Source organism: Lapidilactobacillus salsurivasis (assembly GCF_054785215.1).
Genome location: NZ_BAAABI010000005.1, coordinates 92258 through 104871, shown reverse-complemented (window position 1 = coordinate 104871; position 12614 = coordinate 92258). Strand labels below are relative to the sequence as shown.

At 49.0% G+C, this 12614-nt stretch carries 13 protein-coding genes; 9 read left to right on the top strand and 4 right to left on the bottom strand.

Translation table 11 applies throughout. The features are described from left to right. Positions 1–202 precede the first annotated feature (202 nt). From infC to nagE, 6 genes are all read left to right on the top strand, one after another. Positions 203–724 (top strand): translation initiation factor IF-3, encoded by a 522-nt coding sequence (gene infC / locus ACYVSB_RS07675; RefSeq protein ID WP_318531098.1) that lies wholly within the window; start codon positions 203–205, stop codon positions 722–724. Positions 725–757: 33 nt separating this feature from the next. Next, positions 758–958 (top strand): 50S ribosomal protein L35, encoded by a 201-nt coding sequence (gene rpmI / locus ACYVSB_RS07670; RefSeq protein ID WP_125598048.1) that lies wholly within the window; start codon positions 758–760, stop codon positions 956–958. Between the two features lie 50 nt (positions 959–1008). After that, positions 1009–1368 carry a 50S ribosomal protein L20 gene (gene rplT / locus ACYVSB_RS07665; RefSeq protein ID WP_125598051.1) on the top strand — a complete coding sequence of 120 codons (360 nt, stop codon included), beginning with the start codon at positions 1009–1011 and terminating at the stop codon, positions 1366–1368. A 317-nt stretch (positions 1369–1685) separates the two neighbouring features. Next, positions 1686–2315, top strand: a complete 630-nt coding sequence (locus tag ACYVSB_RS07660) for a GNAT family N-acetyltransferase (protein WP_461218999.1) — start codon at positions 1686–1688, stop codon at positions 2313–2315. Positions 2316–2886: 571 nt separating this feature from the next. Further along, positions 2887–3798 carry a PRD domain-containing protein gene (locus ACYVSB_RS07655; RefSeq protein ID WP_461218998.1) on the top strand — a complete coding sequence of 304 codons (912 nt, stop codon included), beginning with the start codon at positions 2887–2889 and terminating at the stop codon, positions 3796–3798. A 5-nt stretch (positions 3799–3803) separates the two neighbouring features. Then, positions 3804–5783 carry an N-acetylglucosamine-specific PTS transporter subunit IIBC gene (gene nagE, locus ACYVSB_RS07650; protein ID WP_461218997.1) on the top strand — a complete coding sequence of 660 codons (1980 nt, stop codon included), beginning with the start codon at positions 3804–3806 and terminating at the stop codon, positions 5781–5783. 282 nt (positions 5784–6065) lie between these two features. Here the strand turns inward: nagE and ACYVSB_RS07645 are convergent, their stop codons facing one another. Continuing rightward, positions 6066–6563: a hypothetical protein gene (locus ACYVSB_RS07645; RefSeq protein ID WP_461218996.1), complete on the bottom strand. Its 498-nt coding sequence runs from the start codon at positions 6561–6563 to the stop codon at positions 6066–6068. Positions 6564–7102: 539 nt separating this feature from the next. Here ACYVSB_RS07645 and ACYVSB_RS07640 point away from each other — a divergent pair. Beyond that, complete coding sequence (locus ACYVSB_RS07640) at positions 7103–8512, top strand: DHA2 family efflux MFS transporter permease subunit (protein WP_461218995.1); 1410 nt, start codon at positions 7103–7105, stop codon at positions 8510–8512. A gap of 170 nt (positions 8513–8682) precedes the next feature. Here ACYVSB_RS07640 and ACYVSB_RS07635 read toward each other — a convergent pair whose 3' ends face one another. After that, complete coding sequence (locus ACYVSB_RS07635) at positions 8683–9468, bottom strand: endonuclease/exonuclease/phosphatase family protein (RefSeq protein ID WP_461218994.1); 786 nt, start codon at positions 9466–9468, stop codon at positions 8683–8685. Between the two features lie 276 nt (positions 9469–9744). Next, entirely contained in the window at positions 9745–9891 is a 147-nt protein-coding gene (locus tag ACYVSB_RS07630; RefSeq protein WP_461218993.1) for a hypothetical protein, read from the bottom strand. Between the two features lie 327 nt (positions 9892–10218). Here ACYVSB_RS07630 and ACYVSB_RS07625 point away from each other — a divergent pair, with 327 nt between their 5' ends. After that, positions 10219–10494 carry a hypothetical protein gene (locus ACYVSB_RS07625; protein WP_461218992.1) on the top strand — a complete coding sequence of 92 codons (276 nt, stop codon included), beginning with the start codon at positions 10219–10221 and terminating at the stop codon, positions 10492–10494. An 80-nt stretch (positions 10495–10574) separates the two neighbouring features. After that, positions 10575–11318 (top strand): alpha/beta hydrolase, encoded by a 744-nt coding sequence (locus ACYVSB_RS07620; RefSeq protein WP_461218991.1) that lies wholly within the window; start codon positions 10575–10577, stop codon positions 11316–11318. Between the two features lie 211 nt (positions 11319–11529). Here the strand turns inward: ACYVSB_RS07620 and ACYVSB_RS07615 are convergent, their stop codons facing one another. Further along, positions 11530–12486: an NADP-dependent oxidoreductase gene (locus ACYVSB_RS07615; protein WP_461218990.1), complete on the bottom strand. Its 957-nt coding sequence runs from the start codon at positions 12484–12486 to the stop codon at positions 11530–11532. Between the last annotated feature and the right edge of the window lie 128 nt (positions 12487–12614).

The window sequence follows — 12614 nt, the reverse complement described above, 5'->3', positions numbered from 1 at the left end:
TCTTGACTTCCATTATCATTCTAGTTATACTGGAACAGTTGAATTAAGCAGAAGTTCCCGCTTCTCACCCATGTTTCAGACCTCTGGGTATCAAAACGTTATGTTTGCCGAAGAATTATATTTCGCTGCGGGTGCTTTTGCGCTCGCAGCTTTTTGCATGGGTTGACGTATTAACGTCGACAACTTATGGAGGTGACTTCCCATAGCAAAAGATTTAATTATTAATGAAAGTATTCGGGCACGTGAAGTTCGCTTGATCGATGCTGAAGGTAATCAAGCCGGAGTCAAGTCCAAGATCGAGGCTCTACAGATGGCGGAACGCGCTAATCTGGATCTGGTCTTAGTTTCGCCAAACGCGAAACCGCCAGTTGCCAAGATCATGGATTATGGTAAGTATCGTTTCGAGTTACAGAAGAAAGATCGTGAAGCTCGCAAGAAGCAAAAGGTCGTCAATATCAAAGAGGTTCGCTTGAGCCCTGGTATCGGCGAGAATGACTTCAATACGAAGTTGAACAACGCCCGGAAATTTCTAGGCAAAGGTGATAAAGTTAAAGTTTCAATCCGCTTTAGGGGTCGGGCAATCACCCATAAGGAAGTGGGACGGAAGGTTCTTGAGGATCTGGCTGAACAAACAGCTGACATCGCGACCGTTGAGTCTCACCCACGAATGGATGGTCGGAGCATGTTTCTAATGCTTGCGCCTAAGGCTGAGAAAAAAGCTTGATCGACATTTACATTACTTTAGGAGGATCTTATCATGCCAAAGCAAAAAACACACCGCGCTTCAGCAAAGCGCTTCAAGAAAACTGCTAGTGGTCAATTAAAGCGGGGCCATGCTTATACAAGCCACCGTTTCCACGGCAAGACGAAGAAACAACGTCGTCAATTAGCTAAAGCAGGTTTGGTATCACGCAGCGATATGCGCCGTATCCGGCAAATGCTTTCTCAAGTTCGATAGGACTTAGCCATTAATTATATTCGATAGATAGTCTCAAGGAGGAAATTATTATGCCACGTGTAAAAGGCGGTACAGTTACGCGCAAACGTCGTAAGAAAGTTTTAAAATTAGCTAAAGGTTATCGCGGTGCTAAGCATTTACTGTTCAAATCAGCTAATGCCCAAGTTATGAATTCATATCGTTACGCATTCCGCGATCGTCGTCAGGTCAAACGCGAATTCCGGAAGTTATGGATCGCGCGGATCAATGCGGCTGCTCGTTTGAACGATTTGAACTACAGCCAATTGATGCACGGTTTACGTGTTGCTGGCGTTGATATCAACCGTAAGATGTTAGCAGACATTGCCTATACTGATGCTGCAGCCTTTACTGCAATTGCTGATCAAGCTAAAGCTGCTTTGGCTAAATAAGGTTTCAGATAAATTCAACTCACTCATTTTGAGTGAGTTTTTTTGTCTGTACGATAAAGGAGCGCCGGGCGACGGATTTTTGTTCCTGCAAAAGGGCACTACCTGCAACCAAAGTCCAATAGACAAGGTTGGGTCGTTCTCGGTATACTAAATGAAATTATTTGGTGGCGGCGCCAAACTTGGTGTCGGGAGTGACCGATTGACTGATGCAATATCTCAAGTTGGGCTGTTCGTCATCGATTTTGGTGGTAGTGGACTGACATCGCGAAGCGGGGAAGTTAGTTGAGTGGCAACCAGAGAAGTGAGGTAACGCTGAAATGGAAACATATCAGGCTAACAAACTACCTTTTGATTGTCGCGATCAAATCGCGGCTATTTTTGCTGATGGCTTTACCCAGTGGCTGGGTTATTTCTCTCGGGATCAACAAGTTATCGCCGGAGCCTTCGCCCACGCGTTTCAACTTGATTATTTCTTCGTCGCGGTGGTTGATGGGCAAGTGGTGGGCATTGTTGCCTGTACCGACTGTCAGTACCTGAGCTTACAATTTAATAAAAGTGCGTTGATTAAGCGATTCGGCTGGCTGAAAGGGTCGATTGCGGCGCACGTTTTTCCCCAAGAATTCGCTAGACCCTTCAAGAATCCGCCACCAGATACTGGTTCAATCGAATTTGTGGGTGTGGCGACTAGGGCTCGGAACAGTGGCGTGGCTTCGCGTTTGCTGACGGCCGTGATCGAACGAACGCCTTACACAAATTATCGCATCGAAGAGGTGGCTGATACGAATGTGGCGGCGCTGGCTCTTTATCGCAAGCTTGGTTTCGTTGAAATGAGCAGGCGTCCAATAGCAGCCAAGCAGGCGCAGAAAATTGGCATCAACGCCTTCGTTTCCTTTCAACTTCCTAAAAGCAAATCTTCTGAGCTAGGCGGCATGACCAACCGCGACTAATTATGGCGGCTAGTCACTAATTCAAGGGGAGCTTGATCCTAAATGTCCGACAGACTGGGCAAACTAGCGCGCCGTTGAAAATTTATGATTTCTACAGCCAGGTAGTTGAGCTGGCTGTTCGCCGAGTCGCTAAATTTTTTTCTGACCGGACTAGCTGTGAAGCCATTCGGAACGCGGCTATTGGTCTAGTCCTATTTACTTGGATTCGCCATAAAAATTTGATTGGTTTCGATGGTACAACCGTGATTCGTCGCTCGTTACTTTTGTTGTTGTCGGTTCTCGGCGTGGACTTACCGCGGTATTGGTCTGGTCGATAGGTGTTGCACAAGCTTTGTGGTTCTGTGAATTTCCCGCCATGGCGGTGATTTAATTGCGCGAAAGCACTTGCATTTTCGAATTTAATATGCTAAATTATCAATGTTAACAATATTGTTTCATGTGACTAGATGATACTAGGCATGGAAGAGCGCTCGAGGAGTGATCCTCGTGGACTTTTTCATGCCTTTTTGCTTTAATGAAAATAATAGACATCTTAGGGCACATGGAGCAGGCATCTGCAGATGAGGTAGAAATGAAAATCAAGAAAGTCCTCAATCAAAACGCGGTCTTGGTCACTGACGACGGTCAGGAAAAAGTCGCGATCGGTAAGGGAATCGGTTTTGGCAAGAAAAGAAATGATCTGGTCTTTAAACGTCAGATCGAGCGCATGTTTGTGATGGCGCCAGAAGGGCAATTGAAGCTGCAAGATCTTTTGAGTCAAATCGATGAGAAATATCTGTTCGCGGCCGAGCATATCATTGACCACGCTGAAACCGTGCTAATGGAACAACTCAATGAGCATGTTTTGATCGCGTTGACCGATCACTTGTCGTTCTCGGCGGAAAATATTCGAAATGGAATCGTGATCCGCAATAAATTGTTGCGTGAGATCGAAGTGTTGTATGGTGAGGAGTTCAGCATCGCGCAGTGGGCGGTGGAATATCTGAATAAGGAATTGCATATTCCTTACACCTATGACGAAGCAGGCTATATCGCGATCCATTTGCATAGTGGGCGTGGTGATCGCGTGCGGAAGAAGCGCGAAAGTATTCGCGAAGTCATGATCGTTTCTGATGTGATCCAATTGATCGAGCGAGAATTGAATCTGGATATTCATTCAGAGGCGATGGCTTTGAATTATTCACGGTTGGCTAATCATTTACGTTTATTGATGAAACGCTATTATTATCAAGAATATGCGGTTTTGGATCAAGAAATCGTTCAAATGGTCAAACGCAAGTATCCGGAAAGCTATGGTATCGCCAAGAAAATCCGGGTCTTGCTGACTAAGAAATATCAGATGTCGATGACGTCTGAGGAACTTGGGTATATTGCAATCCACATTGAACGCCTGCGCTTGACGCGGACACGGCCGGATCAGGGTGATCCGGAAACAGGCGACAGTCCCGCGTCGGAATCAGGGCATGATCAACAGGAGGAGTAAATTTTATGAAAGCTTATATGCAAAGAATGGGTCGCTCGTTGATGCTACCCGTCGCGACTTTGCCAGTAGCGGCATTATTTATGGGGATCGGTTATTGGATCGACCCACAAGGCTGGGGCGGTAACAACGTTATTTCCGCCTTCCTACTCAAAACAGGGAGTACGATCCTTGATAACTTGGGTATTTTGTTCGCAGTGGGCTTGGCTTACGGGATGTCGAAAGATAAGGATGGCGCCGCGGCGCTTTCTGGGTTGGTCGCTTTCCTGACACCATACACCTTGTTACAACCAGGTGCAGTTGCGATGTTCTTCCGGATGGATGTCAAGAATGTTAATATCGCCTTCAGCGCGATCAACTTCAAGAACGTCTTTATCGGGATCTTGGCAGGTTTGGTTGCCGCAGCGTTGTACAATCGTTTTAGCGGCACGAAACTACCGATGGCCTTGGCCTTCTTCAGTGGGAAACGGCTAGTGCCGATCGTGACCGCTGGGACGATGGCGTTGGTTTCACTGTTGTTACTGTTCATTTGGCCACCAGTTTATACCGGCTTAGTTAACTTTGGTGAATTCATTTCTGGATTAGGCGCTGTTGGTGCTGGCCTTTATGGCTTCTTCAACCGTTTGCTGATTCCAACGGGGTTGCATCATGCTTTGAATAACGTGTTCTGGTTCAACTTGGCTGGGATCGATGATATCGGTAAATTCTGGGCTAGCCAAGGGACTAAAGGCATTACCGGGATGTACCAAGCTGGCTTCTTCCCAGTGATGATGTTTGGTTTGCCTGCTGGTGCTTTGGCGATTTACCAGTGTGCGCGCCCTGAGAAGAAAAAAGTCACAGCTTCCTTGATGTTGGCAGCGGCGTTCGCTTCCTTCTTTACAGGTGTGACTGAACCATTGGAATTCTCCTTCATGTTCGTTGCTTGGCCGTTATATGTGGTTCATGCTGTTTTAACAGGTATCTCAATGTTCCTCGCGGCAACTTTCCATTGGACTGCCGGTTTCAACTTTAGTGCTGGGATGGTCGACTTTATCTTAAGTCTCCGGGTGCCGATCGCCAACAAGCCATACATGCTGTTGGTGCTGGGCCTGATCATGGGCGTTGTTTATTACTTTACTTTCCGTTTCGTGATCACCAAGTTCAATTTGATGACACCTGGTCGTGAAGCCGACGATGTTGCCGGTGAAGAAGCCGAAGACCTTGATACTAACGTTGCCGGTGAAGACAAGTATAGTCGTTTGGCGCGGCGGATCTATACCGCATTAGGTGGCGCTGAAAATGTGACTTCGATCGATAACTGTACCACGCGGCTCCGTTTGATGGTGAAAGATACCGACAAGGTCGATGTCGCGAAGATCAAAGCGACCAATGTTCCTGGGGTCAAAATCATTGATAAGACCAATATCCAAGTCATCGTCGGGACAGACGTGCAATTCGTCGCGGATGAAATGAAGCGTTTGGCCAACGGTGGTGTCGCCGTTGCCGCTGATTCAGTTGCGGTTGTCGCGCCAGCGAAGAAAGAAATCGCCAAGAAGATCAACGTTTACGCCGTCGCTAATGGCGATGCCGTTGCAATCACAGAAGTTCCTGATGATGTCTTTGCACAAAAGATGATGGGTGATGGTTTCGCCATCAAACCAACTTCTGGTGAGATCTTCGCACCAGTCGCGGGGACGATCACCAGTGTCTTCCCAACGAAACACGCGGTGGGCATCAAGACTGACGCAGGTCTCGAAGTGTTATTGCACATGGGGATCGATACCGTTAGTTTGAAGGGCGAACCATTTACCGTTTACGTTGAAGCGGGTCAAGAAGTTGCTCGTGGTCAACTGATTGCTTTAGTTGATTTGGAAGCGCTGAAGGCCGCTGGTAAGCATGCGGAAATGATCGTTGCCTTCACCAATGCGGACGCGGTCAAAGACTTAGAATTGACTACTGGTAAAGCGGTCAAGGCTAACGAGATCCTCGGTTCTGTTGAAGCAAAATAAACCAGCGTTAACATCTGGATACTAGCCCCAGCGTTGCTGGCCTAGCAGCCAAGTTGAACGCAAGTCAAGCAGTTCGTTTACGTCTCCTTTAGGAGTGTGAGCGAACTGCTTTTTTTTTCGGGTATAGAATTTTATTCTTGACAAAGTGGGGGTGTGAAACCCGTTTTTAGTGGTTCTGCGGCATGAAAAAAACGATCGCCAAGGGCAATCGTTAGTTCGACCGGTAAATCCGTAAATGAGGGTGAGGCTGCCATCACGTCGCTGACCGGATAGGATGTTTGCTTAAAGTGGCAGAACTGGGATCGCCAACCTGGCGCCAGTCTGCGGTGTCGCTCCAAAATTAAAACGTGGTGCGATTTGGTCGGCGTGGCGATAACCAAATTTTGCCGGCACATAGGTGGCCAGCGCTTGATTGACCGTCGCCATGGCTTGAGCAAACTCACTTGCTTGGGCATATGGCGTGCTTTGAAAATAGACCAATGAACAAGCCGGAAGAATATCGATCTGGTAATGCGCCGGCAGCGGTTGGTCGAAATTCTCCGGGACCTCAATACCTGCCGCGACAATGGCGCGACCGGGTTGGTTGAGCCGCTGCGGCAAGGTGACTATAGCAGCCGTGTCTAATTTCTCTGGGATTTGATTAAGAAAGTCTTCCCAGTCACAACCCATTTCCGCGCAATACGAGAAATAGTCATGGGCGGCGTTGGCGGGTAAATAAAGCAGTTTGCGGATGGGCCGTGGTTGGACAGTCATCGTCCATAATGGCGCTGGTTCACTCACGAGATTTCCTCCTTGGGTTGAAAGCTAATTAACTGACGCCGCAACGAAGACGGCTTACTTTGGGGGTCAAGTATGATCAAACAGAAGTCCGACCTGACTTTATGCGGCGGACGCTGTTAGATACTACCAGCGCTTTCTGGCGTCGCATTTGAAACACAAATATCAATTTTAGTATAACATTTCTCCTCACGAAAACCATGATCATTCCGAGTTTCAGCTTCGGAGGCCAGTGGACAGTGATTCGGCAACCAAGCGCTTTGCAGAAAATTTATGATCCATTAATGTCTAGGGAACCTAGGCGGTCTGAAATGATCTCTTGAAATCCAGCAATCTAGCAACCCAAAAGAAAATCTGGAAGTTTAACAAGAAATCCCGCCCACTGTTTTCATTACCAATGCCCACAAGTCTATTTTCAGACCCGTTTTCAATTTTTTTGGCTATTTTTTCAGAAAAAACTTACGAAGGTTTGAAAATTCTGGTAGAGTAATCACTTGTGCCGTTTAGGCCGTGATTTTAGAGAATTGGGAGTGTACATATTGATGGAAACAAGTACGAAAAGGAAACCGACCTTGATTATGATCGGGCTGCTATTAGGTGGCTTTGTAGGGATGTTCAGCGAAACTGCCTTGAACATCGCTTTACCACAGTTGGAGCAGGATTTAAATGTCAATACGGGAACGATTCAGTGGCTAGTCACCGGCTATTTATTGATGGTGGGGATTGTCTTGCCCTTATCCAGTTTATTGACCAAACATTTTACCACTAGACAATTAATCATTTTCGCTTTGAGCGATTTCATTGTAGGCGCAGTGATTTCGGCGGTAGCGGCGGGTTTTACCGGATTGCTAATTGGCCGGATGATTCAGGGAATCGCGACTGGTTTGATGTTGCCGCTGATTTTCACGGTGCTGTTAGCCATCTATCCGCCAGAAAAGCGGGGCGGGGCGATGGGCTTAGTCGGTCTGGTCATCATGTTTGCGCCCGCCGTGGGTCCAACGCTGGCTGGTCTGATTCTGGGCGCTTTATCGTGGCGCTGGATCTTTTGGCTGTTCGTGCCTTTATTGGTGGTTGCCTTAGTCATTTCAGTGATTTTCATGGAAAATGTTGTGCCCCTAACGAAACCGAAAGTCGATTTCTTGTCCATTGTCGGTTCCACCGTGGGCTTTGGCGGCTTGGTGATCGGCGCCAGTTTGGCCGGTGATCGTGGTTGGTTGAATCCGCTGGTCTTGGTAAGCTTGGTCGTGGGTCTAATCAGTTTGTTTTGGTACGGGCGCCGGCAGCTACAATTGGCCGCGCCGGTCCTGAACTTGCGCGCCTTCGGAGTACGGCAGTTTAGTGTGGGCACGGCCTTGGTCATGATCGATTTCGGGATCATTATGTCTTCAATGTATTTGTTACCGATGCTTTGGCAAAAAGGTTTGGGCGTCCCGGTGGCGTTGACGGGCGCGCTAATGCTGCCTGGCGGTTTGGTCAACGCCTTGGTTTCCGCGACTTCGGGCCGGTTGTTTGATCGGTATGGGGCGAAATATTTAACGCGGGTCGGCTTTTTATTGAGTGCCATTGGGGCATCATTGCTCTTGTTGACCACCCCGCAAACCAGCTATGGTTACGTGGTAGTGGCGCACATCATCCTAATGGTCGGGGCGCCCTTGGCCATGTCGCCAGCGCAAACTTATGGGTTGAACGCGTTAACCGGTGCTTTGGCCGCCGATGGCAGTACGATTTTGAACACCTTGCAACAGATTCTTGGTGCCTTAGCCACGGCCATCGCCACAAGTTTGTTGGCTTGGGGCCAGACGCGGACGAGCGCGACCGGCGCCACTGCTTTTGTTCAAGGGACCCACGCCGGGTTCGCCTTCACGTTGATTTTCGCGCTGATCGGCTTGATTCTAGCGTTTCAAGTTCGCGCTGATCAACCTGATCCAGCCGCTGTCAAAATTGATGATTAACAACTATCAATTACGTTAGTCAAGCAACAAGCCCTCAACTGTAAAAGTTGAGGGCTTGTTCTGCATTGAAGCCAAAATAAATTTGAAGTCAAATTAAATTTGAAGCTGAATTAAATTTGAAACTTTATTAAAGTAGTTGGGCCTGGGTATCAAAGGGGCCCACACTGAGCTCAGGCCAAAGTCACGTCGGCCGTCACTGGGAAGTGATCCGACATGAAGCGCTCATTGAACCGGTCGGTCAACACGGCAACCCGCGTCGCTTGCACCGCTGTTGATGCGAAAATATAGTCAATGCTGACCCAAGTCGCAGCATCGAAATGGGTCGTAAAGTCTTCGCTGGAACATGTTTTCAGGGGCCCAACTCGATGAGGCGCAGTCCGCCGCACATCTTGGAGCTGAGCCGTCAAGATCTGGTAGAAAGGTTCATCGGCCTCGGCATTACAGTCGCCGGTGAGGAAAATATTACGGTCGGACTGCTGATCGATGAAATCAGCGATCACCTGAGCCCCTTTTTCGCGGGCGGTGGGACTGACATGGTCCAAATGCGTGTTGATAAACAGCAGTTCTTGTTGGGTTTGCCGGTCACGCAATCGAACCCAAGTGGCGATTCGGAAGCAGGCCGCCTCCCAACTGGCCGTGCGTGACATGACCGCTGGGGTGGCCGACAACCAGAATGTGTCCTGTTGCAATTCCTCAAAGCGTTCTTTCTTGAATAAAACGGGATTATATTCGCCGCTGGGACTATCATCCCGCACCGCGCCAACCAATTGATAATCTGCGCCGAGCGCCTGGATCAGGTCGTCACGTTGATCGGCCATCACTTCCTGCAGGCCGAAAACATCCCAATCCTGTTCCTTGATCAAGGCCAGAATGTTCGGCCGGCGGTACGGCCAGTTGTCTAACTCAGCGTCAGTTTGACTGCTGTTTTTAATGTTATAGGTTGCAACTTTGATCATTTGTCCCACTCCTTATTTTGCTTACTATGGCGTATTGTATCACGGAACTTGGTGCTGTGACGCACTGTTTTTACAGGAATTGTTTTGGTAAAAAAGCAGTCCCTGGATTGGATTTTTCGCTTGGCTGCAGGTGTGGCTGGGTTTGGATGGGGTCGCAACCGCCTCAGGACGTTTGTCGTGGCTGGAAACGTGCTCAACGACCCAGCTCCCTGCGCTTAGCTACGCAACTATTCCGGAGGCAAAGATCAGCCTCCAAAATAGTTGCTAGGCTAATGCTCAGGAGCTACCCGGGTCGGCTCGCACTCTGTTTCGAACGTGGTGGGCATCGTTTGAAGCCAATCCGCAAAGTGCGCGGCTTGTCTTCAAATCGAGCCTTATTCTAAGTGATAAATCGCTAAGAATAATCTCACCGCTGAGCCACACGTCCTGAGGCGGTTGCTAGGCAGAATTGCGCCTATCTGCAAGCGAAGTTGTGTATCTGACGAAGTGCTTTTGCAAGATTGAGGTCGAAACAATCGCCCTTTTTGAGGTGGTACGGCAACACCACCTGAATTAGGATTAGGAGGTTGGGACACTTTGCGTAGTCAGAACATCTTTATCCGCTCCAGAAACAACTAGTGGTTGGAAATCGCCCGATTCAGCCGATTCATCAAGAACTTGGTTCAGTTTATCTGACAGACTACACTGGTGTCACCAATTTAAAGCTGGTGACCGCTAGCCACGGTCGTCAACTGCGTGGTTCCTCATCAATTGACCATAAGCTTGCCAGCCGGCGTGAGTGCTCAAACGGCTGCTATAACGTTGAGCGGCTGGAGCGGAGAAATTCGGGGTGAGATCGCGGTGTCGTTATTCTTAGCGGCTTTGTCGCTTAGAATAAGGCTCAGCTTTGAGATTCGCGGGTTTTGCGAAGCTCAAAGTGACGCCCACAGCGAGCTCACCCCGAATTTCGCAGCGCAAGCTGCGGGCCTCATACTTTTGTCTGCGAAGTGCCGCGGCCAACCTACTTCCAATCAATCCAACCCATAGATATTCCCGGCAAGTTCTTAGCTGTTGCTACAGTTTTCAAAGACCAGTATGGTATAATTGCTGATGATTGGAGTGATTCGATGTCCATTGCAACTTATCGTATGTATTCTAAAGCCTTAAATAAACAAACACAGTTCAATCTCTACCTACCATCAAAACGTCTGGAGCGCCAGCCGGTCCTTTTTTTGCTGCACGGCTTGTCCGATGACTATGCCGCCTGGCTGACCTTAAGTTCACTGGCGCGCTACGCTGGCCAGTATCCGTTTGCGATCGTGATGCCTGATGCTGGGCGAAGTTATTATACGAATTTGCCCAACGGTGAGCGTTATTGGGACTATTTGACCGAGGAATTGCCGCTATACTTGAAGACTTGGCTGGACTTTCCTTTGACGCGGAGCACAACTTTTGTGGCCGGCTTGTCCATGGGCGGCTATGGTGCCTTCAAAATGGGGCTTACCTATCCGGAACGTTTCGGGGCGGCGGCTAGTTTGTCTGGGCGCTTGGATATTGGCGCGACTTGGGCGGACCGCGCACCATATTTCGAGGCGACGTTTGGCTCGCAGGATCAATTTCAGGCTAGTCAAAATAATCTGTTGAATTTAATGGCCAACCAGCAGGTGACCCGGCTGCCATTGTTACAATATATTGGCGCGGAAGACCACTTGCTGGAGAGCAATCGGACTTTCCGCGCGTTCAGTCGCCAATATTTGGAAAAGTTGGACTATCGGGAACAAACAGGCAATCATAATTGGGCCTTTTGGGATACGTATTTGCCGTCGACCTTAACATGGCTGAACGAGCGTTATCAACAATTGAATAGTTAGTCAATGATTCAAACAGAGCGCGTAACGCAACGGGTTGACTTTGAGCATTAACCTAACCAGGATTTTGGAAGCTGGTCTTGCTTCCGGAAGCCTGGTGTAGCTAAGCGGAAGAAGCTGGGTCGCGTAGCGCGTTTCAAAAACAGACTGACCGTGACTTAGGTCAGTCTGTTTTCACAAATCAGCGGGTTGTTTGAAATTCTCAGCTGGTGGTTTAGGTCAACGGCGTCGATTTCGTCGCCCAATCCCAACCGAGTACGTATTTGCCTTGATGGCGTTGGGCGGTCAATTGGTGAGCTTGGCGGAGACCCGCCAACGTTGCGGGCAGTGTTTGCGCGACTTGTAAGAAGAGCGGATGGCGCTGGCAATAATCGGTCCAAAAATGTAAAGCCTCACCAGCAGACAAATCGCGGCGGTAACCAACATCGATCAACTTAACGCTAGGGTCACTGACCTGCGCTGGCGCACCATTGAAGCGCAACAATTGACCATGAGGCGCGACTAGTTCCGTGGCCAGGCCGTGATCTTGACCACCCATGGCGGTATTGAAAACGACAGTTGCTTGGTGGCGCCAAGTTGGTGCGGTGGGCAATTGGTCGTACGCCACGAATTCGGCTACCCCTAATTGCCGCGCCGTTTGCTGGTGGTGATGATTGGCCACTCCGATGACAGGATTACCAGCTTGCTTGGCGATTTGCGCCAGCAAACCACCTACAGCGCCGGCGATGCCAATGATCGCCACGGTTGCTTTTGGTGGAATCGAAGCGAAATGGAACCAGGCATTGTAGGCGGCAATTCCCGGCGTAGGCAAACAAGCCGCAACGTCTGGCGCCAGACCGTGGGGTAATTTAACTGTTTTACTAGCACCGGCGATGACATATTCACTGTTGGCTCGGTTAGGTCGCTGGGCAATCACCCAGTCGCCCAGACTTAGCGCCGTCACTTCTGGGCCCAGCGCGGTGATCTGACCAACTAAATCGCTGCCGAGATAGATGGGCTGCGTTAAAGCCGCTGGGTCGAATTGTCCTTGACGCAAAGCGACATCATAGGGATTGACCGGAAAATAGGCCACCTTGATCTGGACCTGGTGCTTTTTCGGCAGGGGAATCGGAAGCTGGTAGGCCTGAAGGACGCTAGCATCGCCGTATTCACTGAAACCATAAGTAATCATCAACAACACTCCTTTACCCTAGCATAAGAGAAACGCAACCAAATTACGAATATAAAGTTTGCTCATTTTGAAAAGCAACGACTGACAACTTAATTGTGTTTTAGCAGGGGACGCTTTATAATTAATAG